The organism is Grimontia celer (assembly GCF_900055185.1).
Taxonomy (GTDB): Bacteria; Pseudomonadota; Gammaproteobacteria; order Enterobacterales; family Vibrionaceae; genus Enterovibrio; species Enterovibrio celer.
This window is the reverse complement of record NZ_FIZX01000002.1, coordinates 1517953-1540515: the sequence shown is the minus strand read 5'-3', so window position 1 is coordinate 1540515 and position 22563 is coordinate 1517953. Positions and strand designations below refer to the sequence as shown.

Here is a 22563-nt window from a genome sequence, read left to right as displayed (position 1 = left end):
CCATGAACCACAAGAATGAAATCGCGCTGGTGACAGGCGCAAGCCGTGGCATTGGTGCTGCGACAGCAACGCTGCTGGCTTCACAAGGCTATACGGTTTGCGTGAATTACCATTCCCGCAAAGAAGCAGCAGACCAAGTGGTCAGAGAAATTGAAGAAAAGGGCGGCAGTGCCTTTGCAGTGATAGCCGACATTTCAACAGAGGAGGGCGTCGCCACGCTTTTTGCAGCGATTGATGCCCAAGCTCAGCCTCTGACTGGCTTGGTGAACAACGCAGGTATTCTTTTCACCCAAAGCAAGCTGGTGGATTTAACAGCCGAGCGTATCAACAAAGTGCTGACAGCCAACGTAACGGGCAGTTTTCTTTGCGCCCGCGAAGCCGTAAAACGCATGAGCACCGAACGCGGCGGAAAGGGCGGAGCGATTGTGAATGTTTCCTCTGGCGCATCGCGTTCTGGCTCGCCAGGTGAGTATGTCGATTACGCCGCCAGTAAAGGCGCGGTGGATACCTTAACCATTGGACTTGCCAAAGAGGTTGCTGCTGAAGGCATTCGCGTTAACGGCATCAGACCGGGCTTTATTCATACCGATATTCATGCCGACGGCGGAGAGCCAAACAGAGTAGAGAGACTTGCGCCGCGCATCCCCATGCAACGTGGTGGAGAGCCAGAAGAAGTTGCGAGAGCTATATCTTTTTTACTCTCTGAAGATGCGTCATACACAACAGGCAGTATTTTGGACGCCACGGGTGGAGTGGTTTGATGTTTAACTCTATAAGAAGCTTTTTTGTATTTTGACTAAGGCTATCAATAAGATGTTTAGACTCAAAGCATGGTTGGTTCTTTTAGTATCCCTTTCGATTAACGCCAATGAGGTGAAGGACTGCGGGGATTTGTACAGTAGCTTCGTTGATAACAAAAAGCGCGCTATAGATTTCTCTGTATTGGCAGAAAAAAGAGATGCTTGGATTAAACAACACTTAGATATCCATTTTGATTATGACGATGGGTCGAATGCATCTACAAGGTTTCGAATAGTCAAATTTGCCATTATTGAAAAATTGCAGTCAGACCCATCTTTATACTTAGACCCCAATTTTATACCAACAGCGATATATGAACTCTCTAGGTATTGGTCTTATTACGGGGTAGATGCTGATACTGAAAAAGTGTTTGTTAATATGAAAAAGGGGAGTGTTAGCTTTCTCTTTAAAGATGTTGAAGAACACGGCATGTCCACCGCTATTTACGTTCTAACATCTGGAAATCATGCGTTGATAGAAGCGATGTACAAGCCACTGGGTGACGCTGTCTTTTCTTTAGATGCACTCCTACCACTTTACCCAGAACTAACGGGAAGTGATTTACAAGATTTTTACTTCTGCCGATTCTAGTGCCACCTATATCTTCCCGCACTCCGAACATCAGAATAGTATCTGATGTTTTGCCGACCTTAAGCTGATTTTAACGTTTAAAAAATTTTTTAATTTCAAGTGTTTAGATATGAAATTACAAGCCGATAGGATAAGCGGATAGTATCTTTCTTGTAGTGTCTGTCCCTGCTGGTTATTTCGATGCCAGTAAAGGCGCGGTGGATACCTTAACCATTGGGCTTGCCAAAGAAGTTGTTGCCGAAGGCATCCGCATTAACGGCATCAGACCGGGTTTTATTCGCACCGGTATTCATGTCGACGGTGGAGAGCCAAATAGATTAGAGAGACTTGGACCGCGCATCCCCATGCAAAGAGGCGGAGAGCCATAAGAAGTTGCGAGAGCAATTTGCTTTTTACTTTCTGAAGATGCGTCTTACACAACAGGCAGTATTTTGGACGCCACGGGTGGAGTGGTTTGATACTGAGTTGAGAGATGGAAAAAAGAGCGAACGGTTTTCTTGTCCTGTTGTTGGGTGTGGTTATCGGGGCAAGTGGCGGGTCTTTTATCACCTACCATGCCACCCGCGCTCAGATTCATGCGGCTGAAGTAGGGCAAGACATCAGCCGTGAATCGCTTTCCGAAAGCGCGTCTAATACATCTTTGGCTTTCGTCGAGACGCCTGACCCTACCGAAAAAGTACTTCCTAAAACAGCCCCTTCATTTGACTCAAAACCTGCCGAGGCAGAGCTTCCTTTAGAGGATTTTCTGGCGTCCACTGACGACTTTGAAGAAAACGATACGGAAGATGACTCCTCACAGGCTTATTCCAACGCCCCGGAATCTGAGCTTAATGACCGAGTTCCGATTGCCGAGCAAGAGAGCGAGCAAGGGACTGAAGTCACTGTACAGGAGAACTACGATCCTTACGAAAGACTTCTTTCGCCGACAGAGTCCAATAAGGTATTCAATCACTTCCAAGAGAGGTATGCAGAGTTCGCCAAGCAAGAAAAGACCGATGAACATGCTCATATCGCCCAAAGCTTTCAGGACTACTTTGACATTTACGTGGTTTCAGAAGACGCCCAGTTAGATAAAGCGGAATGCCGAGTTAACGCTTGTGAATTGCGGATCAGCAGCCCAAATACCTCCTTTAGTGTGCCGGGCAAAGTCTTCGATATCGTGAAAGAACTGGATATAAAAGCAAAAGGCATGCAAGGCGTTGATAGTTATGATGTTGAGCTAGAAAGAAAAATCTATATGCTCTTGATTGAGATGGAAGAGTTTGAGGGTTAGAGGGGGAATCGGTAAAGACCGTTTTGATAGGATGCCAATAACCTCTAAGGCAATTAGGCATCCCGATCCGCTGTTTCAGCCTACCTCTTTAAGATCACCGATATGCTTACACATACGGAAGTAAAGAAGCGCAAACCAAACTTGAAAAAGTATCACTTCGAAGGGGGTAGTGACGATTTCTTCCTCTATGGGAAACGCATAGAAATAGTAAACCCCCAAGCCAACCAGCATCGGTATCAACCAAGGCAATAATCTGAGGGTCACAACAAAGTTGATACTGAAATAGCGCCCAAGAAAATCTGTACCTTTGTCTCCGCCATTGGCTTTATAGGCGAAAAAGGTTCCAACAACCGTAATGACAAGCAAGCCGAAGTCATCAATTTTGTCCCAAAGGTTTGGGCTTTCCATGGGAAAGTAAGCTCCAAACGACATGCCAAACAAACCCAGCACGATATATATCAAGACGTAACTAAAGCGATCTTTCTCTGAGAAACCGCCTTGCTTGATGTTGCTTTTTAGCGCTTCAATATTCCAAAAGTACACCTATCATCTCCTTGACTGATCAGTACCCATCAAAGTGGCCAGGCAAGCTAAGCTATTACGCATTGCTCTGCCGAAGCCAAATCAAAAACTGAAGGCATAGCATGACAAAAGCTATTGAGAATTATTACCAGAGGAATACAGAACGTCACAACTATTGAGATGTAAAACAAATCTTCAACTGAATTCTTGGAGAGTTCAAAGCACAAAACCGTGAATTACCCCAATATTTTACCCGTAGGCCTATTCCGGTAATGATTTATCTCGTTTATTGGGGAAGATAAAGTAGGCACTGAAAGCCAATGTTTAACCGGGCTATTTAGATTTCTGAAACCACTGCTCTCGTGAAATCTTATAAAGACAATGTCTTTCTAAATCATGCCCTTTGGGGAGCTTGGGATGGTCAAAGTTCTGATTAATGTTTTCCATGCCCAGCTTGGTCATAACGCGTTGTGAAGGCTTATTGGGTAGAGCGGTAAATGCGTAAACTGAAGGGGAACCGAGCTTACAAAAAGCAAACTCCAGCGCGCCATATGCAGCTTCTGGGGCATAACCTTTTCCCCAAAATTCAGAAGATAATCGCCAGCCAATCTCCACAAAAGGCGCACATGGAATACCACTCTGCTCATCTTGGTTGTGAAGCCCAACAAAACCGATAAATTGCCCGGTGGTTTTCAGTTCAACGGCCCAAAACCCCCAGCCTCTCTCGGTAATCAACGATTGTATCCGCATCGCCTGTTCATTGCTTTCTTCTTGGGAAAGGGTTGAAGGGAAGTGCCGCATCACTTCAGGGTCGGCATTTAACCGAGCAAAAGGAGCAAAATCTTCTTCTTTCCAGTCTCGTAATATAAGCCGGTTTGTTTCGAGCACAACTTAGTCCCCTTGATGATGATTAACGTTAAAGCTGGTCGTGATGGAGCAGACCCGCCACATTTGGTGTAGAGCAGTATCTTTTTAATTGTATATACCTATACGCATTATCACATCATCTATGACCATATTGGTGTTATCTAAAAGGCACTGCAGAACGATTAGAAATTCGATGATATCGTCTTACTTGCTTGGATAGGAAAGCTGAAGAAGTAAAGACAGACACTTCTAAAATCTTAGAACTGTCTGTCTCTATAACGTTACCATGATACCTGCCAATTACCGCTACAAATTACCAGAGTAAAGATAAGATACTGTTTATACACTAGAGGAACATAAACTCCATCGAGTACATTTGTCTATATATCACTCACCAAGATTGAGATAGTTCACAATCTTACCATTCTTTAAAATGAACAAATATGGGCTTATTCGAGCATTGCGCTCTTCATTCCATGCATCAACATGAACTCCGGCAAACTTAGCAAAGATCTCATCTGACGAGTCAAATGCTACCGCGCTCAAGGTTGTTCTTGTAGGGATGGAAACTATTATCTCTTCTTTACCTAACTCTCGGTGGATCCTATTCATTTGGTTTTCTGATAGGATTGTTTCGCTGACAAAAGCATCAGGCTTTGCTGTTAAAACTTGGTTTTCAAATCCATTCGGATAAAAATATTCTACTTTTAATGAATTGATATTTTTAAATGCATTTGAAGCGGCCTTTTCAACATCCAAATCACTATCCCAGTTTAAAAAGAAATAATTTTCTTCTGTATCTGCTGCGTATGCTACGACCAACTTTGGCGCTTCTTCTGTACCTATCAGCACTTGATATACTGACGAGGCTCCTATCCCTACCCAATCACCAGGCTTAATAAGAGGATAGTAATCCTCTTCGGTGACACCTTTCAGGAACTCAATAGCTTCTGGAGGTGCTTCCTTAAGGATATTGGTATTGCTGTTTGGAGCATCGGAAGCATATGAAAGAGTTGCGAGGCTAAAAGTGATCATTGCCAATAAAGCGTGTACTTTGAAATTTCCTTTTCTATGTCTCATTTACAAACCCAAAATAAATTTCCATGTCGAATAACCATGCCCAAAGAAAGAGGGCAATCACCCAAAAGCTCTTAAACTTTAGCATCGCCAAATGAAAGGTGTATCGTAGTTTCTCGGATGATAGTCACGTTTAAGACTGATTTATTTGCAGATAGTGGTGACAGGGAAATGAAAGACAGACACTTTAAGAAAAAGACCTACTTATCAGTTTCATACGTTCGTGCACCCCTCCCCGTTACCAATCATTCAACATGCAATGATATATTAGCTGAGGTAGGTTAAATCTATTCTTAAGCCATGTTTTTCTGACCCAAGATGACCACAGCGCGTGCTTCACTGATTAACGTCGATGCTACTCCCTATTATCACTGCGTTTCGCGTTGTGTCCGTCGCTCTTTTCTTTGCGGCTATAACGATGAACAGGGAAAGTGTTTTGAGCACCGGCGTGGCTGGATAGAACAACGTTTGCTAAAGCTAGCTAACGCATTCTGCATCGATGTGTGTGCCTACGCCATAATGAGCAATCACTATCATGTTGTTTTGCACATTAACAAGGGTTGTGCGAAGGCATTATCACCGATTGAGGTTATCGAGCGCTGGCTGACGTTCCATCAAGGCCCTCTTTTGATTCAACGTTTTATGCGTGGCGAGGTTCTATCAGAAGCCGAACAAGAACGTTGCATGGAAATCATCGAAATTTGGCGAGAGCGGCTGACGAGCATCAGTTGGTTTATGCGGTTATTGAATCAACACATTGCGGCGGAAGCGAACCGAGAAGATCAATGCACAGGACACTTCTGGGAAGGTCGCTTTAAAAGCCAGGCATTGCTTGATGAAAAGGCTCTTGCGGCAGCTATGGCGTATGTAGATCTCAACCCCATACGAGCAGCAATCGCTGATGCTCCCGAAACTTCTGAGTACACATCGGTTAAAGCTCGAATTAAAGCGTTAAGAAATGACCAAATAACCCCTGAAGGTCTGCATGTTTTCGCAGGATATCCCCGCAAAGATCAACCAGAAGGTATTCCTTTTCGTCTATTGGATTATCTGGAGTTAGTCGACTGGACTGGCCGACAAGTTCGTGATGATAAGCGGGGACAAATCGATTCCACCCTCCCGCCATTACTAGAGCGCCTTGGTTTTGAGCCAAAGCAGTGGCTAAAAACAGCATCGTATATTGAAGTCGGAAATATGGTGGGTAGTGAGACTTCAGTCAAAGCGGCTTTGCCACTTCTTGATCGTCAAAGAGCATCGGGTATACGTTTGCCCGATAGCTAATTTACCTATTTCACCCACATTCTGAACATCAGGCCAATGCCTGATATTTTTGTTGTCCGAAATTTAAACTAACCCTGCTGAAAGTGTCTGTCCCTACTAGCTCCACATAACGTGTGCGCTACCGGCTATTATTTGGGATTTAACCTGAATCTTCTCGCTTCTTGTTGATCAATACGTGTTGCAGTAATCCGGCCATTCTCATGCTCTTTTATATCTGCAAGTTCTAGAATTAATGTGTTGTTGGACATCGGCTTGGATTTGGCCACGATGCCCCAATTTTTGTCACTCTCGGGATTTTGCTTAACTCTAAGTACGTAATAAATAGATTTACCGGCACTGACAGCATCACGAAGATTATTTCGCTCGCGTTCTATTTTGCCCAACAGTTGCTTCGATGCACCTTTCTCAATCGCTTGCTCGTCTGAGCTACAAACATCTACGATACCAGTTTTAAAATCAGCCGCACCTTTCCAACCCAGGTAAAAAAACGCATTCTCTGTTTCACATGACCAGTCATAAACACTTTTCAGGGGGGCCTTTAGGATAACTTTACAAAAATCAGTGATATTCATCATCAGTCCACATGTATCAATTACCATAAAATACACTGTACCATATAGATATTTAGAGGTGTAACATTTTTGTGATGTGATTTTTAAAGTGTCTGTCCCTACTAGTTCCGTAAAGAAATAAGCGAACCCCCTTGAAAACTGAGAATCCCAAAATACACAGACAAAGTCCTACGGCGCTTCTCGTTAAAAAATAAATAACCAACGAAGATGCCATGCTTTGAAAACTCTGGGAAAGAAGGAAGGAAAGGAAGGACAGACACTTTAGATTTGTACTGGACGACAAGTTCGTGATGATAAGCGGGGGCAAATCGGTTCGACCCTACCGCCATTACTAGAACGCCTTGGTATTGAGCCAAAGCTTTGGTTAAAAACAGCATCGCATATTGAAGTCGGAAATATGGTGGGTAGTGAGACTTCAGTCAAAGCGGCTTTGCCATTTCTTCATCGTCAAAGAGCATCGGGAATACGTTTGCCCGATAGCTAATTTACCTGTTTCTACCTCCACCTTGAACATAAGGCCAATGCCTGATGTTTTTGTTGTCCGCAAATTGAGCTAATCCTGCTGAAAGTTACAAAACGCCAAAATTAAAGACTGATTGCGTGACTTCTCGGGAGTGAGGAAAAAATCGATAGGGTAAGGGACAGAATCTTTCTTAAAGTGTCTGTCCCAGCTAGTTTCTTTTACTCTTGGCATAACATGTTGGGCAAAAAGGAACCCCTGATGGTTTACCTGCATCATTTTTCATATATCTAGCGCCCAAGAAACCAACAGTTTCACTACTATCTTGAAGTTTTTTCTCAAGCTCAGCTATGAACTGGTCTTTCTCCTGCACAACCGCTTGTATATCTGCCAATTCAATTTTTACATCGGCTAATGCACCAATTAGCTCCGCAAATTTCAATTTAATTTCGGCTTGCTCAAGCGAAGATGCTGAGTCCTTTAGAATTTTTGCAATCTCTGCAGCTGTTTTAACACCACTAAGAGCCGCTGCGATTGAAGCCATATCTGGCATATTATCTCCTTTGAACAAAAAATCAGTGTAAGGGGCTAAAAAAACACTTTTTGAGAAATAGACCCCCTAATCTCCAAAACATCATTTTTAAAAGTCTCTGTCGCTATGGGTTTCGTTTTAATTTGAATTCTCTTTGAACATAATGATATGTGTCAATCACTTCATTGTACAAATTGTTTGGAGGCAAAAAGGAATTCATTTCCCTCGCAAATCCATCATATGTTCTTATCTCTATGAAGTTATTTTCCGTGGTTTTTTGGGCCCATCGTTCTTTTCTTCGAATATTGTTTATTTCTGAGCTTCTGCCATAAATCAATAGCCCTCGAGCATTATAGTACCCTACGGAATCACCTGACCTTTGTCTCAGAGGTTCGAGTAAGTTATATAGATATCCTGAGTTATTAGAACACCAATAAATCCAGTCATTAACTTGCTGAAGAGCTTGATTGAATTCTTTAGTGAATTCATCACTTTGTGTGAATATTGACTTTCCTGGTTTTTCTATCTCAACAAGGTGTAGAAATGTATAGCCTGATTGGGGATTTATATAAGCAAAATCAGTTTTGTATTCATTACCAAGCGGTAGCTTTGAAATTACACAGTTCCCCATTATATATTTTGTTCCACAAATTGCGGATGGGCACTTTTCAAGGAATTCTTGTACAGGCTGTTCTAAAGGTTCTTTATCTACAAGGTTTATTAAATCGTTCATTAGATTCCTCTTATCTCAATAAATCGTGAGCTTAACAACTTATAAGCGGCGATAAAGCCCCTTAGCCCACTTGGTCCCCGGATGCACCCGCCATACGTTCCCAATAAGACCTTGGTTTGTTTCTCACCCAGCCCAAAGCTACCACCCTCCGCTCTTCGGCAAACAAGACACAATCTCTGTCCAATTTATCCGGCGAAATATACTACAAGGTGCACAATTTAAGACGCGACTGAGTTCGCAGTCTTATCGAAATTGGTACGACTTTGTTCAAAGAATTCAGAAGGTTGTTTATTGAGAGGAATATCGACAGCATTTCGTTACACTCTCTGAGTTCAAAAATCGGGTGTGCGCCTCAACAATAAGTCTCATCTATGGAATAATCTCGCCACACGTTAATGGACTGATGGAAAAGATGTCGTTGTTTATACGTTTTTTCTCCCGCGCACTTGCCGCTTTTTTGCTTTTACTACTCGCACCAACAGCCTATTCTGCCGCGCCTCTCGATGTTGAAAACGTCAAGAGCGCCCGAAACACCTTCGACCGCCAGCAGGCGAACGTCAGCGAACCTATCTGTCGCAACAATCTGCGCACTCAATTGCTTGCCCAGCAAATCGCGTTCAGCGACAGCGAAAACTCGCCAGAAGAACGCCGCCTAGCGGAAGAGAGCATCGATTATGCCCGTGGGGTGTTTGAAGAAAGCCAGAGCTACTGCGAAGCCAGTTTTGCGCTCACAGAGTTTTTAGACAGGGATTTGCTGGATAAGGCGCAGGTGCCGAAGTCCGGACAGGTTCAGAGCTTCGACCCTTAACGCCTGAAAAGAGGATAGGGTTCTACATCACTCTTGGAGATGCATGCTTCTTGCGATACGCCAAGGGGCTGAGTCCTTTGATGCGTCGGAACTGACGGCTGAAATTCGCCAGATTATGAAAGCCCACCGTTTGGCTGATATCGGCAATGGTATCGTCTGAATCACTCAGCAAGACACAGGCGCGCTGAATGCGCACACGGTTAACGAAGTCGGTGAATCGGTGTCCTGAAGATTGATGGAAAAAGCGCGAGAAGTAGGATTCTGTCATCCCCAGCTTGTCTGCCACGGTTTTCAAACGGATTGGCTGCTGGTAGTTCTCCATCACGTAATCCACCACTTCATTAATGCGGGTCTGAAGTGTACCTGCATCTTTCACCGCGGAAGCTGGCATGCTTGAGAGCAAGCGGGTACTGCCTTTGCTCAGGTAATCAATAAACGACAGGAAGTTCACCAGTCGTGTCATGCCCGAACTTTCCCTCACTTTAATAAAGTGCTCTACCGCTTTGTCGAAAGGCACATTCAAAAACTCGATACCCATTTTTGCCTGTTCAAGCAAAGGGGTGAGCTGCGTCAGTTCGGGAAAAGATTTGGCGGCGGTGTTGAACAAGTCTGGTTCGAACAAGATCACCATGTCGCGCAGTTGATGGGTTTCACCGGGCGATAAATTACTTTCCCAGTTATGCGGAAGCCAAGGGCCAACTAAGGTGAGCTGGCCGGGCGAGAAGGGACCCAGGTGGTTGCCAATCATGGCTTTGCCGTTGGTTTTAACAATCAAATGCAGTTCATATTGCTCGTGAACATGCCAGTGAATGCTGTGATGAGGCACCCCATGTTCTTTGTAGAATATGGACTGCTCCTCAAACTGTATGAACTCCCAAACGGGATCCTTGGCTGCAGACATAAGCTCACCTAATCCTTTTCGCGCGCACCCATCGTTGGCTCAAGCCGTCGGTAATAATCGGTAAAGATCTGATATTTTTCCCGATGATACGCCTGACGGTCTGCCTTTGGTTGGAACGCTTCCGAGACAGCCGGTGTGGTACAGACTTCTTCCAGTCTTCCGCCCTGTACCGAGATCATAGCCAATCTGGCTGCACCCAGCGCGGGGCCTGTTTCTCCGCCGACATACTGATTGATTGGCACTTCAAGCACATCAGCAATCATTTGAAGCCAGTATCGGCTGCGTGCGCCACCACCAATAGCGCCCAGTTCCTGAAACGGCAAACCATCTTCTGACAGCGCGTTTAAACAATCCCGTAGGCTGTAAGCAATGCCTTCGAGGATGGCTTGTGTCATATGGTGGCGTTCTGTAGTGGAAGTGACGCCCTGAAAGCTGCCCGTCGCGAACGGATTATTGTGCGGAGTACGCTCGCCGCTGAGGTAAGGCAGGAACATTTCTGAACCATTTCCAGTGCCATGTTGCTCGGCTTCTTCCAGCAGGGTTGGCACTGGCTGGCCGCAGATAGACCCAAACCAGGCCAGTGGGCTTGCCCCATTGAGCAGACACGCCATTTGGTACCAGCGGTCTGGAATCGCGTGGGCAAAGGCATGCACCAGCTTTTGTGGGTTGGCGACATAGCGCTCCTTCGCCACGAAGATTTGGCCGGAGGTACCGAGCGAAACAAAGGCGTCGCCTTCGTTAATTGCCCCAATCCCAATGCCCCCGACGGCAGCATCACCGCCTCCGCCACAAACGGGCGTCTCTATAGAAAGGCCAAATTCCACGGCCGTTTCTACCGTTAGCGTGCCACTGATTTCGTTGCCTTCAATTAGCTTTGGCATGTGCGAGGTAGTGATGCCACTGGCGGCAAGGACGTTTTCATCCCAGCTTCTCAAATGTTCGTTCAACCACAAGGTGCCCGCCGCGTCGCTGACATCGGTACAAAGCTCACCAGTAAGTTTCAGGCGCACGTAATCTTTCGGCAGAATGACTTTATGGATTTTGCTGAAGGTGTCCGGTTCGAACTGTTTCAGCCACAGTAGCTTTGGTGCAGTGAATCCCGGCATAGCAGGCACGCCAGAGCTTTCGCCAAGGTGAGGAAGCTGTTGGTTGAGGGTGTCACACTCTTTAAATGCCCGTCCGTCATTCCACAAAATAGCAGGGCGGACGGGATTGTTCTGTTGATCAAGACACACGGCGCCGTGCATTTGACCGGAAAGCCCGATCCCAGCAACCGCACTCCAGGCGTAAGACTGGCGGGTGCGGATTTTGGTCATCGCAGCGCGGGTGCCCGTCCACCAAATCTCCGGGTTTTGTTCTCGCCAGAGCGAGTGGGGTGAGTCGAAGCCATAGGACTCTGATTGCGAGTCGAGCACATCGCCGTTTTCACCCATCAGAATGACTTTAACGGCGGAAGTGCCAATATCAATGCCAAGGTATGTGGCCATAGGCTTAGCTCATCACGTTGCCGCCATCGACATTGTAGGTCTGGGCGGTGATGTAATCAGAAAGGGAAGAGGCTAGGAACAGCGCGGTGCCTGCAATATCGTTTGGCACGCCCATGCGCCCTAATGGCACTTCTTCGCCCACCAGTTTTTTCTTTTCACCAGGTTTTCGGTTTTCATATTTGGCAAATAGGGCATCGACATGATCCCACATCGGCGTATCCACCACGCCGGGTGAAATACCGTTGACGGTGATGCCGTGTTCCGCCAACGCGAGCGCCGCCGATTGGGTGTAGCTGATCACTGCCGCTTTGGTCGCGCAGTAGTGAGCAACGAGTGCCTCGCCACGGCGACCTGCCTGTGAAGCCATATTGATGATCTTGCCGCCTTTGCCCGCTTCAACCATGGCGTTTGCGACATCTTGCATCAGGAAGAACATGCCTTTGACATTCACGTTGAACAGTCTGTCGAATTGTTCTTCTGAGGCTTCCAGCAGTGGCCCCATATCGAATATCGCGGCGTTGTTGAACAGCACATCAATGGAACCAAACTGTGAAATCGTTGAGGTCACCAAATGATGCCGTGCTTCTGTGTCCGTGATGTTGCAGTGGTGGTATGCCACATTTTCACCGAACTGACTTTGCAGTGCCGCCACGCCCGGCGACGGGTCCAAAGGAATATCTGCAATCACACACTTAGCACCGCTGGCGAGATAGGCGTATGCCACTGCCAACCCGATGCCGCCGTTGGCACCGGTTAGCAGTGCCACTTTTCCCTCAAGTAATGGTGCGCCATTTTGTTGTAGTGATAGTGTCATGGGTAACGTTCCTGATAGCCATCAAGCGTTTGTTTGATTTGCGCTTCGAGCTGTTCTCCAAACAGTGGAAAACGTTTGTTCAGCCCTTGCCAGATGTCGGGGTCAGCAAGGAAAGCCTTGACTGGATCGGACTCCTGCATCCATTTTTCAGCGATGTGGAGATAAGGATCTTTATAGTTGAATTGGAATCTGCCGTTGAGATACAAAGCGAGAAAACAGTACCAATGGCTGACCAATGTCATCGCCGCGGTTGGCACGTATCCGCGCTCAAGATTCAATTTGATGGTGGGCAAAATAAACTGCGGAAACTTGCTGATACTGTCCATCGCGATACGTTCAATCGAATCGGCGATAAACGTATTGCTGAACCGCAATACAATGACTTGGCGATAATTTTCCAAATCAAAAGGGTGATCATAGATAGTTGGGATGACTTCGCGTTGATGGTACTGCTTGAGCAGTTCATTCAGTTCGTCATCACGTACATTTTCGTCATAGGTTTTGTAGCCGCGCAATGCACCCACATAAGAAAGCCCAAAGTGTCCGCCGTTAAGGATGCGGATCTTGGTTTCTTCGAACGCATGTACTTTGTCTGTAAAGGTGACGCCGACTTTTTCTAATGGCGGAAATTCAGCGGCGAATTTAGATTCAATCACCCACTGCTCAAAATCTTCCCCCATGATAGGGCAAAGGTCTTTTTTACCGACAACGCGATCAATTTCCTCGGTCAAGTCTTTAGGAGGAACAGGGGTAATTCTATCCACCATTGAACATGGAAAAGTGACATTGTCACTAATCCATTGCGTCAAATCATCTAATCCTGTGGCTTCAACAAACTGAGCAAAGGCATGTTCAAGTCGGTTGCCATTGTCGCGAAGGTTGTCGCAGGTAGCGACTGTGATGGCGCCGTTGGGCATTTTCTGACGAACCAATAGCGCCAGCGTTAAGTAGCCAAACAGGGTTTTCGGTTTGCCATTACCTGATTTCACCACTTGGATGTCGTGGGCTATCTCAGGGTGGGTGAGATTGAGGTCATCAGATTCAGTCAGGTAGTAGCCGCCTTCTGTCACCGTAATCGTGATGGCTTTGACCGCATCATCATTGAAAATAGTATTGATGATTGAAGGGTCTGAGGATGCATCCTCAACCCTATCAATACTGGTGATTTCGATGTAATCAGCGTTGCCATCTGGCGCGATGCGCTTGAAGTGAAATCGCCCGTTTTGCTTACCTAACGCTTCAGGAATGGCGCGGGTTTCTTCCCGAAGGTTCACATCGGTGTAGTACCAACGCTCCGCTTCCGGGAGCTGTTGGTTAAGTAGGTGCAGGTAGTAAGCCTGGTGTCCGCGATGAAACGCACCGATCCCAAAGTGGACTAGGCGGTTGTGCTCAGACATGGCTGACCTCTCCATAAATGTTCACGGCATTTTCGTTCGCATCGAACAGATACACGCGGGATGGATCCAGCTTGACGCCGATGACTTCGCGCAGCTTCGGTGTGTATTTCGGATCAGCACGAACCACCACTGTTTCGCCGCTCATGGTGCGAATGTAGGTCAGGGTTTCAGAGCCTAATTGCTCTATCACTTCCACATCGCCTTTCAGATCACCTTCTTCCGGTGAACAGAAGGAGAGGGATTCCGGGCGGAAACCGATGGATTTCGCGTCCACGGCTGATTCCTCAAACAGTGAAGGGTCGAGCTGAATGTGGGCATCACTATTGAAGTTAACGTTCAGCGCATCGTGACTGTTGATCGCCGTATCCACTGGTAAAACGTTCATTTTCGGCGTGCCGATAAAGGTAGCGACAAACTGGTTGGCTGGCTGGTGGTAGAGCTCCAACGGCGTGCCGATTTGTGCCACTTCACCCTGACTCATGATCACCACTTTGTCAGCGAGGGTCATGGCCTCGATTTGATCGTGGGTAACATAAATCATGGTTGCACCAAGCTCCTGATGGAGACGGGAAAGCTCGATACGCATTTCTACGCGAAGCGCAGCATCCAGGTTGGAAAGGGGTTCATCGAACAGAAACACTTTAGGGTTTCGCACGATGGCTCGGCCGATCGCCACACGTTGGCGCTGACCACCAGAAAGCGCTTTGGGCTTCCTGTCCAGCAGGGCATCCAGCTTCAGGGCTTTTGAAACCTTGGTCACTTTCTCCTGAATTTCTGTTTCCGGACGCTTTGCCAGTTTCAGCGCGAAGGACATGTTGTCTTTCACTGACATGTGCGGATAAAGCGCGTAACTCTGGAACACCATGGCCACATCACGTTTGGATGGATGGGTTTCGATGATCGACTGACCGTCTAATTGGATGTCGCCATCTGACGAGTTTTCCAACCCCGCAATGGTGCGCAGCAAGGTGGATTTACCACAGCCTGACGGCCCAACGAAGACGACGAATTCGCCTTTTTGAATTTCAAAATCAATGTCTTTGAGTGCCAGCGTGTCGCCGTATTTTTTATATAGATGATTGACTTGTAAGTAGCTCATTTTACAGCCCCAAAGGTTAATCCCTGAACCAGTTGTTTCTGACAGAACCAACCGAGAATGACGATAGGCGCACAGGCCAAAGTAGAGGCGGCAGAAAGCTTCGCCCAGAACAGTCCCTCCGGACTGGAGTAAGTAGAAATCATGGTGGCGAGCGTGCCTGCGTTTGCCGAGGTCAGATTGATTGACCAGAAGGCTTCATTCCAACTCAATACGATGGAAAGCAGCGCCGTTGAGGCAATACCACCCAGTGACAGCGGCAACAGCACATAGCGAATCTCGCCCAGTGTGTCAGCACCATCCAGTCGCACCGCTTCGAGAATGTCTCTCGGAATATCTTTGAAATAGGAGAAGAGCATCCAGACCACGATGGGCAGGTTGATCAGGGTGTATATAATCGTGAGCGCCAAGGTGGTATCGAGTAGCCCCGTCTTCTGACAAAGAATGTAGATAGGCACCAGTACACCGACGGCTGGAAGCATCTTTGTGGATAGCATCCAGAGCAACATATCCTTGGTGTGTTTCTTGGGGTAGAAAGCCATTGAATAGGCCGCTGGAATCGCAATGATCAACGCCAGAATGGTCGAGCCAAATGCCGTTATAACGGAGTTGATGGCGAATTTCAGGTAGTCACTACGCTCCTGAACCAAACCAAAGTTTTCGATGGTGGGTTCAAAGATAAAGCTGGGTGGTACCTCAATCGCTTGCTGCTCCGTTTTGAATGCAGTGATCAGCATCATCAAAATGGGAAAGAACACCAGCAGCGCGATAGCCCAGCAAATGATGGGGCGCAGCCAGCCTGTCTGATCGATTAATGAAACATGTTTAGCCATAACGCCCCCTTAGGTCACCAGGTTCTTGCCGATCGCGCGGATCAGGAAGAATGCGACGATATTAGCGAGTATCACGGCGATAAGGCCGCCGGCAGACGCAACGCCTACGTCGAATTGCATCAATGCCTGCCCGAAAATCAGGAAAGCGAGGTTGGTGGATTCATAACCTGGACCACCGCCAGTGGTGACGAAAATCTCTGCGAAGACGGAAAGCATAAAGATGGTTTCAATCATCATGACCACGGCGATTGGACGTGCGAGATGGGGCAGTGTGAGGTAGCGAAATACCTGCCAGCCAGTTGCGCCATCCAGCAGCGCTGCTTCTTTCTGCTCGTGGTCCATGGATTGGAGCGAGGTAATAAAGATCAACAACGCAAAGGGCATCCACTGCCAACTGATCATGGCAATGATTGAGCCGAGCGGAAATTGTTCAAGCCAGTCAACCGGCTGTAAGCCCACGCTTTCCCAGAGTGCAGCCAGCACGCCGTAAACCGGGTGCATCATCATGTTTTTCCAGATGAGTGCGTTCACGGTTGGCATGATGAAGAAGGGTGAAATCAACAGTACGCGCGCCACACCGCGACCGAAGAAGGGTTTGTCTAACGCGATGGCGATAATGAGTGCGCCAATGACGGTGACAACCAGCACCATACCAACCAGCGTCAGGGTGTTGATGATCGCAGGCCAGAAAGCTTCGTCCGTGTAAAAGAATTCGAAGTTCAACGAACCAATGTATTCGTTGTCTCCCGGGTAAAGTAAGTTATATCTGATGGTTGAGAAATAGATCGTCATGGAGAGAGGGACGATCATCCAGAGCAGCAAGCTGACAAAGGAAGGCGCAACCAACAGCCTAGGCAACCATTTTTGCATTAGAAATTACCAGTACAGCTGAGAAGGAAAAGCCGGGCAGGTGAATGCCCGGCAATGAGGTGCTTACTTGTAGTAGCCAGACTTGCGCATCTCGCGATCCGCAGACTTGTTAGCATTTTTCAGTGCCTGCTCAACAGATACCTTGCCAGCCAGTGCCGAGGTGAACTGTTGACCCGCTGCGATACCAATCGCTTGGAACTCAGGGATAGCAGCAAACTGAACGCCCACGTATGGGGTTGGTTTCAGGGTGCTGTTTGCTGGGTCTGCTGAGTTGATTGCTGCCAGTTCTGCTTCAGCGAATACTGCGGCTTCCTGGAAGTTAGGGTTGTCGTAAGTTGACTGGCGGGTGCCGGTCGGTACGTTCGCCCAGCCGTTCTCTTTCGCGACCAGATTGATGTAGTCCTTAGACGTTGCCCAAGTGATAAACTTCTGCGCTTCTTCAGCATTTTTGGTTGCTGCAGGAACTGCCAGCGCCCATGCCCACAGCCAGTTTGCACCGCGGTCTGTCACAGCAACTGGTGCTTGTGCGAAGGCCACTTTGTCTGCCACTTTGCTCTGCTTAGGATCGGAGATGAAAGATGCTGCGATGGTGGCATCAATCCACATACCACACTTGCCTTCGTTGAACAGTGCCAGGATTTCATTGAAGCTGTTTGAGCTTGAACCCGGAGGACCGTAAGTGCTCAGCAGGTCAACGTAGAAGCTCACGGCGTGGTTCCACTCTGGCGAGTTCAGCTGTGGTTTCCAGCCTTCGTCAAACCAGCGCGCACCAAAAGAGTTTGCCATGGTGGTGATGTACGCTGCGTTGTCGCCCCAACCTGGCTTACCGCGCAGGCAGATACCGTAAACGCCGTTGTCTGGATCGTGAATTGCCGCAGCAACGTCACGGATATGGCCCCAAGGTGCTCGGTCAGGAACAGTCAAGCCCGCCTTCTCGACCAAGTCTTTGCGATACATCACCATGGAGCTCTCGCCATAGAATGGCACGGCATAGAGTTTGCCGTCGTAAGACAGGCCAGCTCGCATTGCTGGTAACAGGTCGTCAACGTCATAGGCAGCATCGGTTTCGACTTCTTTCAACCAGCCTTTTTCGCCCCAAATTGGGGTTTCGTACATACCGATTGTCATTACATCAAACTGACCGCCTTTGGTCGCGATATCTGTAGTAACACGCTGGCGAAGTACGCCTTCCTCAAGGGTTACCCAGTTCAGTTTGATATCAGGATTTTCTTTTTCGAACTCCTTACTCAACTTCTGCATTTCAATCATGTGGCCGTTGTTCACCGTCGCAATTGTCAGCTCAGTCGCCGCAAAAGTGGAGGCGGAAAAGGCCGCGCAGGCAGCAGCAATCGTTGTTAGCGTTTTCCTTGTAGACAGCATTATTACGTTCCTCTTTGATAAAAGATGTACTTCGAACGGGTGTTAACATCTGTATAACAATAGAAGATCAAAAAAAGGCAAGTGAAAATAAAAGCGGTGCATAAAAGTACTTTTATGACGAAGGAATGATGAAATTTTTACTTCCTGAATTTAACAAAGTTGAAAAATTTGGACGAAAAAGCAAAAAGGCTGCCTTTTTATATAGGCAGCCTTTTGTTTTCGAAAGTGGAAGATTTTTCAGCAGTGTAGGGCGCTGGAGTCTGTATCTGATAGCAGATCTTCAGCAATCGTGACAGGAGGCTGTTTTAAGACTCTTTCACAGTACATGGTCATGAAATCTTCGCGGATAAGTTGTTCCAATTCGGTGGCACGTTCGGTTGGACAGAACAAACGAACATGGACCTGCGGGTCGCCTAATTCTGAAGAGGTAACGTGAATATGTGGATCTGCCCCGGGTAGGTCAACACCTGCGTGGCGCTCAATCACATGGTTGTACCGTGTAGCGACTTCATAGAAATCTTCACAGTGATCGTCGATTCTCGCCAGCAAACTTGGCACCAACGGGTAAAGGTTCGCGGTTTCTTTCACTGTGATATTAAATTCATGATAAACATAGCGTTTCATGAAATTAAGGTTTTTCACGGGCGTGGTGAAAAACAGGCTGTTCGGGAAGGTAACTGTCTTGCCTGTGTAATTGTAGGTGCCGTGGTGAAGGTCGATCTCCTGGATTTTGGTTGCCATCAAATTGTGTTCGATAACCTCACCGCAGAGAGAACCAACTTCAATCCACTCGCCGATTTGAAATGATCGGGAACTGGCGCGTTGGATTGAGCCAGTGAAACACAGAATGATCTCTTTTGAAGCCACGACGACGGCAACCGCTATCGCAGTCAGTGATAACGCGAACTCGTTGATTTCTGAACGCCAAACCAAAAACATGACGACGAGAAGCATGGTAAATGAGCCGTTTTTGGTGCGGGAGATCCATTTGCGTTGTTCTTCGCTTAGGAAGTTGGAATCACCCCAGATAAATTTGATCAGCACACGGCGGATCAACATGAAGATGGCGATCACAACGAGGGTGAAGAGAAATTTGTGTTCCGTAAAAAAGGAGATAAGAAACTCTAGCTGTTCCACAACAATATCCTGATTGTTTTTATGACGATGGTCGGTAAATGAGTATGGCGCATTCCATCCGGTTACAACACTAAACACTCATTCTAAACCGCGCAATAGAGAATCACGCTTAATTTTCCTCGAATTTCCGTTAGTTAGAAGGACAGTGCTAGTTATGAGTGCCTAGAAATCGAACGGGTGAAATTTTCTAGCTGAAGAGAGACAAATAACAACTCGTTTATGTCTCCAGTTTCTTGTGTCGTTCTCGTTTACATGCAATCGATTGATATCAACTCAAACTGCTATTTCTCGCATTAACAATAAATAATTGATAAATATAAATTTAATATAAAGGCTATGAGCTTTTAATTTTCCAAGTATCAAATACGAATCACAAGCGTCAAAAAATAACCATTTTCGCTTTATCAATACCCAACCCTCAACCATGATTAATCATAGGTGAAACGTATGTTTCTAGTTTGAAACTATTGGAGGGGTCGATGCTTCGCCGTGCGCTATTCCTTTTTGGCTTTATTTTTCTTAATTTTCTGATTTTAAAAGGGAATGCTGCCGAGGTTTCTGTGGCAGACGATTCTGTGTTTCAAAATGCGCCTGCTGCAGCAGCAATGCGTAGCAGTTTATCGTCTTCAAAAACCGGCTTTTTTCCCTCTGAAACCGTCATCTTGCCTAACGGAAAAGTGAAGGTGAAACACCAACAGTATTATCAAGGTGTTCCCGTCAGAAAAGGTCGTGTGGTATCGGATAGCGAGAATAGTCAGTACAAAAACGCCCGCGGTTTGAAAGTCTCTGCACTCAGCAACACAATGTCTTCTGTTGCGCCTTCGATGAGTCATCAGCGTGCTATCCAAATCCTCAAAGACCAGCATTTGATCAACGCGCCTGCTGCTGAGATCGTGATTCCTGAGAATGAAAAGTCTGAGCTGTTTGTCTGGCTGGATGAGCAGGGCTCTCCACGCTTGGTTTACGAAGTTAGCTTTTTCCTTCCTGCCAGAAAGCCAACCCGTCCACGCGCTTACATTGACGCCAAAACCGGTGAGATTTTGAAAACCTGGGAAGGTCTTGCCCATGTGGAAGATACTGCGCATGGCCCCGGGGGGAACGAGAAAACAGGTCAGTACCTGTTTGGTACGGATTATCCGGCCCTGAAAATCGACAAAGTGGGTTCGACGTGTACGCTTGAAACCGCTAACGTGAAAACGGTGAACCTGAACCATGGGACTTCTGGCTCATCGGCGTTCTCGTATAGTTGTAACGATGCGAATAATACGAATACCTTCAAAACCATCAATGGTGCTTATTCGCCTCTGAATGATGCGCACTTCTTTGGCAATCTGGTTTTTGATATGTATCAGGATTGGTTGAACATGTCGCCGTTGACCTTCCAGCTGGTGATGCGTGTGCACTATGGCAGCAACTATGAAAACGCCTTTTGGAATGGATCATCTATGACCTTTGGCGATGGCCAGTCGCGCTTTTACCCGTTGGTTGATGTGAACGTTTCAGCGCATGAAGTCAGTCATGGCTTTACCGATCAGAACTCAGATCTGATCTACTCGGGTATGTCTGGCGGCATCAACGAATCCTTCTCTGATATCGCCGGGGAAGCAGCCGAATATTACTGGAAGGGAAGTGTGGACTGGCAGGTAGGCCGCGCGATTTACAAATCCACCGGCGCTTTGCGTTACTTCGAAACTCCTTCTGATGATGGTCGTTCTATCGACCATGCCAACCAATATTACGCAGGCATGGATGTACACTACTCCAGTGGTGTATTCAACCGCGCTTTCTATTTGCTCGCCAACAAACCAGATTGGGATATCGTAAAGGCGTTTAAAGCCTATGCTTTCGCAAACAAACTTTACTGGACACCAGACTCTACATTCGATGAAGGTGGTTGTGGTGTTGTCAGAGCGGCGGACGATTTAGGTTACAGCACGGCAGACGTGGTGGATGCGTTCGATCAAGTTGGTGTTTACGCCTGTTTGGATGCGACAGAACTGACTGATGGCGTGCCTGTGAACAACACTACGGGTGGCGCAGGTTCTGAGACTCACTACTACTTCACCTTGCCTGCAAATACGGATTCAGCATCCGTCACTCTCAGCGGTGGTTCTGGTAACGCTGACCTCTATGTGAAATTCAACGGGTGGCCAACAACCACTGATTACGATTGTGCTTCAACGACATCTGACAACAACGAGTCCTGTGACGTTACGTTGCAAGGTAGCGGTGAATATAATGTTCTGGTGGTCGGGCAGAGCGCTTATTCAGGTGCTGCGATTCAACTAGATGTAGTTGAAGCGCCGCCTCAGGTGCTAAATGTGGGTGACTCTGTTTCGAGTCTTTCTGGTAGCCGTGGCGACATGTTGTTCTATAGTTTCACCCTGCCTGAAGATGGCAGCAGTTTGCGCATTGCTATGGCTGGTGGTTCCGGCGATGCCGACCTTTATTTGAAAAAAGGCAGCACACCTTCTCAGTCAGATTACGATTGCCGACCTTACTATTACGGCAACAATGAAAGTTGTATTGCACAGGGTAATCCGGGCGATGAGTTCTTTGTGATGGTTCATGGTTATGCGGCGTTCTCGGGGGTTTCTGTTTCCCTCACGCAAAACAGTTCTGAAGCACCCGAACAGCGCGCTGATCCGATTGATACCTCTGCGCCGATATCGAATATTCAGGGCAGTGCTGGTGATGCAATTTACTACTCCTTCACAATTTCGAATGCTGGCGTGCTCTCTGCAAACCGTGCGTCTGCAATGTCTGTGAGCCCACTGTCTGGAGGTGGTGTGACGATTGCACTGACCGGTGGCCTGGGTGACGCAGATTTGTATGTACGCTCTGGCGCTGCGCCGACGACAACTGTCTATGATTGCCGTTCTATATCCAGTTCAAATCAGGAGTCTTGTTCGCTTTCGAACATGTCTTCGGGAACTTACTATGTGATGGTATACGGTTCGCAGGCATTCGAGGGTGCGACCTTGTCGCTATCTCAAACTTCAACGCAAGATAATGTCTCCGGCGGCGGAGGTGGTGGTAGCTTGGGATGGTTTAGCTTGTTATCAATGTTGGCACTGGGCTGGAGGAGAAGCAGTTCCTCAGCCCATGCCAAGCATTAATAATGACGTAGA

Annotated in this window: 21 protein-coding genes and 1 pseudogene; 7 read left to right on the top strand and 15 right to left on the bottom strand. The window is 47.1% G+C overall.

Features of this window, described 5'->3' with window-relative positions:
- Positions 1–2 precede the first annotated feature (2 nt).
- From GCE9029_RS17110 to GCE9029_RS17095, 4 genes and pseudogenes are all read left to right on the top strand, one after another.
- On the top strand, positions 3–761 hold the full coding sequence (locus tag GCE9029_RS17110; RefSeq protein WP_062665066.1) for an SDR family oxidoreductase: 759 nt from the start codon (positions 3–5) through the stop codon (positions 759–761).
- A gap of 52 nt (positions 762–813) precedes the next feature.
- Positions 814–1392 (top strand): hypothetical protein, encoded by a 579-nt coding sequence (locus tag GCE9029_RS17105; protein WP_062665063.1) that lies wholly within the window; start codon positions 814–816, stop codon positions 1390–1392.
- A gap of 164 nt (positions 1393–1556) precedes the next feature.
- Positions 1557–1850: pseudogene (locus tag GCE9029_RS17100) on the top strand (SDR family oxidoreductase); the annotation flags it as partial.
- 14 nt (positions 1851–1864) lie between these two features.
- Positions 1865–2665: a hypothetical protein gene (locus GCE9029_RS17095; RefSeq protein WP_062665061.1), complete on the top strand. Its 801-nt coding sequence runs from the start codon at positions 1865–1867 to the stop codon at positions 2663–2665.
- Between the two features lie 75 nt (positions 2666–2740).
- On the opposite strand, the gene GCE9029_RS17090 is transcribed toward GCE9029_RS17095, so the two are convergent.
- From GCE9029_RS17090 to GCE9029_RS17080, 3 genes are all read right to left on the bottom strand, one after another.
- Complete coding sequence (locus tag GCE9029_RS17090; protein WP_062665059.1) at positions 2741–3208, bottom strand: hypothetical protein; 468 nt, start codon at positions 3206–3208, stop codon at positions 2741–2743.
- Positions 3209–3520: 312 nt separating this feature from the next.
- Positions 3521–4075, bottom strand: coding sequence for a GNAT family N-acetyltransferase (locus GCE9029_RS17085; protein WP_062665057.1), 555 nt, complete (start codon positions 4073–4075; stop codon positions 3521–3523).
- A gap of 366 nt (positions 4076–4441) precedes the next feature.
- Positions 4442–5134, bottom strand: coding sequence for a hypothetical protein (locus GCE9029_RS17080; RefSeq protein WP_157487825.1), 693 nt, complete (start codon positions 5132–5134; stop codon positions 4442–4444).
- Between the two features lie 315 nt (positions 5135–5449).
- Between GCE9029_RS17080 and GCE9029_RS17075 the strand changes: the two genes are divergently transcribed.
- Positions 5450–6412: a transposase gene (locus GCE9029_RS17075; RefSeq protein WP_062665052.1), complete on the top strand. Its 963-nt coding sequence runs from the start codon at positions 5450–5452 to the stop codon at positions 6410–6412.
- A gap of 128 nt (positions 6413–6540) precedes the next feature.
- Here the strand turns inward: GCE9029_RS17075 and GCE9029_RS17070 are convergent, their stop codons facing one another.
- The 3 genes from GCE9029_RS17070 to GCE9029_RS17060 form a co-directional block, all read right to left on the bottom strand.
- A complete protein-coding gene (locus tag GCE9029_RS17070; protein ID WP_062665050.1) occupies positions 6541–7011 on the bottom strand; it encodes a hypothetical protein in 471 nt (156 codons plus the stop codon).
- A gap of 644 nt (positions 7012–7655) precedes the next feature.
- Positions 7656–7997, bottom strand: a complete 342-nt coding sequence (locus GCE9029_RS17065) for a hypothetical protein (RefSeq protein WP_062665048.1) — start codon at positions 7995–7997, stop codon at positions 7656–7658.
- A 103-nt stretch (positions 7998–8100) separates the two neighbouring features.
- Entirely contained in the window at positions 8101–8709 is a 609-nt protein-coding gene (locus tag GCE9029_RS17060) for a Shedu immune nuclease family protein (protein WP_062665046.1), read from the bottom strand.
- 412 nt (positions 8710–9121) lie between these two features.
- On the opposite strand from GCE9029_RS17060, the gene GCE9029_RS17055 reads away from it, so the two are divergent.
- On the top strand, positions 9122–9517 hold the full coding sequence (locus GCE9029_RS17055; protein ID WP_062665763.1) for a hypothetical protein: 396 nt from the start codon (positions 9122–9124) through the stop codon (positions 9515–9517).
- Between the two features lie 22 nt (positions 9518–9539).
- Here the strand turns inward: GCE9029_RS17055 and GCE9029_RS17050 are convergent, their stop codons facing one another.
- The 9 genes from GCE9029_RS17050 to GCE9029_RS17010 form a co-directional block, all read right to left on the bottom strand.
- Complete coding sequence (locus GCE9029_RS17050; RefSeq protein WP_062665044.1) at positions 9540–10418, bottom strand: helix-turn-helix domain-containing protein; 879 nt, start codon at positions 10416–10418, stop codon at positions 9540–9542.
- 8 nt (positions 10419–10426) lie between these two features.
- Entirely contained in the window at positions 10427–11905 is a 1479-nt protein-coding gene (xylB, locus tag GCE9029_RS17045; RefSeq protein ID WP_062665041.1) for a xylulokinase, read from the bottom strand.
- Between the two features lie 4 nt (positions 11906–11909).
- Positions 11910–12719, bottom strand: a complete 810-nt coding sequence (locus GCE9029_RS17040; protein WP_062665040.1) for an L-iditol 2-dehydrogenase — start codon at positions 12717–12719, stop codon at positions 11910–11912.
- A complete protein-coding gene (locus GCE9029_RS17035; RefSeq protein WP_062665038.1) occupies positions 12716–14116 on the bottom strand; it encodes a mannitol dehydrogenase family protein in 1401 nt (466 codons plus the stop codon). Before GCE9029_RS17035 ends, GCE9029_RS17040 begins: the two co-directional genes overlap by 4 nt.
- Positions 14109–15215, bottom strand: coding sequence for an ABC transporter ATP-binding protein (locus GCE9029_RS17030; RefSeq protein WP_062665036.1), 1107 nt, complete (start codon positions 15213–15215; stop codon positions 14109–14111). Before GCE9029_RS17030 ends, GCE9029_RS17035 begins: the two co-directional genes overlap by 8 nt.
- Positions 15212–16045: a carbohydrate ABC transporter permease gene (locus GCE9029_RS17025; RefSeq protein ID WP_062665035.1), complete on the bottom strand. Its 834-nt coding sequence runs from the start codon at positions 16043–16045 to the stop codon at positions 15212–15214. Before GCE9029_RS17025 ends, GCE9029_RS17030 begins: the two co-directional genes overlap by 4 nt.
- 9 nt (positions 16046–16054) lie before the next feature.
- Positions 16055–16915: a carbohydrate ABC transporter permease gene (locus GCE9029_RS17020; protein WP_062665033.1), complete on the bottom strand. Its 861-nt coding sequence runs from the start codon at positions 16913–16915 to the stop codon at positions 16055–16057.
- A 63-nt stretch (positions 16916–16978) separates the two neighbouring features.
- Positions 16979–18295 (bottom strand): ABC transporter substrate-binding protein, encoded by a 1317-nt coding sequence (locus tag GCE9029_RS17015; RefSeq protein ID WP_062665031.1) that lies wholly within the window; start codon positions 18293–18295, stop codon positions 16979–16981.
- A 237-nt stretch (positions 18296–18532) separates the two neighbouring features.
- A complete protein-coding gene (locus GCE9029_RS17010; RefSeq protein WP_062665028.1) occupies positions 18533–19432 on the bottom strand; it encodes a mechanosensitive ion channel family protein in 900 nt (299 codons plus the stop codon).
- A gap of 479 nt (positions 19433–19911) precedes the next feature.
- On the opposite strand from GCE9029_RS17010, the gene GCE9029_RS17005 reads away from it, so the two are divergent.
- A complete protein-coding gene (locus GCE9029_RS17005; protein WP_082804370.1) occupies positions 19912–22551 on the top strand; it encodes a M4 family metallopeptidase in 2640 nt (879 codons plus the stop codon).
- Positions 22552–22563 lie beyond the last annotated feature (12 nt).

Excerpts from the sequence above, each read along its gene's own strand:
- GCE9029_RS17050 (WP_062665044.1), bottom strand. The coding sequence starts at position 10,418 with ATGTCTGCAGCCAAGGATCCCGTTTGGGAGTTCATACAGTTTGAGGAG.
- GCE9029_RS17015 (WP_062665031.1), bottom strand. The coding sequence starts at position 18,295 with ATGCTGTCTACAAGGAAAACGCTAACAACGATTGCTGCTGCCTGCGCG.
- GCE9029_RS17105 (WP_062665063.1), top strand. The coding sequence starts at position 814 with ATGTTTAGACTCAAAGCATGGTTGGTTCTTTTAGTATCCCTTTCGATT.
- GCE9029_RS17075 (WP_062665052.1), top strand. The coding sequence starts at position 5,450 with ATGACCACAGCGCGTGCTTCACTGATTAACGTCGATGCTACTCCCTAT.
- GCE9029_RS17110 (WP_062665066.1), top strand. The coding sequence starts at position 3 with ATGAACCACAAGAATGAAATCGCGCTGGTGACAGGCGCAAGCCGTGGC.
- GCE9029_RS17030 (WP_062665036.1), bottom strand. The coding sequence starts at position 15,215 with ATGAGCTACTTACAAGTCAATCATCTATATAAAAAATACGGCGACACG.
- GCE9029_RS17005 (WP_082804370.1), top strand. The coding sequence starts at position 19,912 with ATGCTTCGCCGTGCGCTATTCCTTTTTGGCTTTATTTTTCTTAATTTT.
- GCE9029_RS17025 (WP_062665035.1), bottom strand. The coding sequence starts at position 16,045 with ATGGCTAAACATGTTTCATTAATCGATCAGACAGGCTGGCTGCGCCCC.
- GCE9029_RS17060 (WP_062665046.1), bottom strand. The coding sequence starts at position 8,709 with ATGAACGATTTAATAAACCTTGTAGATAAAGAACCTTTAGAACAGCCT.
- xylB (WP_062665041.1), bottom strand. The coding sequence starts at position 11,905 with ATGGCCACATACCTTGGCATTGATATTGGCACTTCCGCCGTTAAAGTC.
- GCE9029_RS17065 (WP_062665048.1), bottom strand. The coding sequence starts at position 7,997 with ATGCCAGATATGGCTTCAATCGCAGCGGCTCTTAGTGGTGTTAAAACA.
- GCE9029_RS17035 (WP_062665038.1), bottom strand. The coding sequence starts at position 14,116 with ATGTCTGAGCACAACCGCCTAGTCCACTTTGGGATCGGTGCGTTTCAT.
- GCE9029_RS17070 (WP_062665050.1), bottom strand. The coding sequence starts at position 7,011 with ATGGTAATTGATACATGTGGACTGATGATGAATATCACTGATTTTTGT.
- GCE9029_RS17055 (WP_062665763.1), top strand. The coding sequence starts at position 9,122 with ATGTCGTTGTTTATACGTTTTTTCTCCCGCGCACTTGCCGCTTTTTTG.
- GCE9029_RS17095 (WP_062665061.1), top strand. The coding sequence starts at position 1,865 with ATGGAAAAAAGAGCGAACGGTTTTCTTGTCCTGTTGTTGGGTGTGGTT.
- GCE9029_RS17080 (WP_157487825.1), bottom strand. The coding sequence starts at position 5,134 with ATGAGACATAGAAAAGGAAATTTCAAAGTACACGCTTTATTGGCAATG.
- GCE9029_RS17020 (WP_062665033.1), bottom strand. The coding sequence starts at position 16,915 with ATGCAAAAATGGTTGCCTAGGCTGTTGGTTGCGCCTTCCTTTGTCAGC.
- GCE9029_RS17040 (WP_062665040.1), bottom strand. The coding sequence starts at position 12,719 with ATGACACTATCACTACAACAAAATGGCGCACCATTACTTGAGGGAAAA.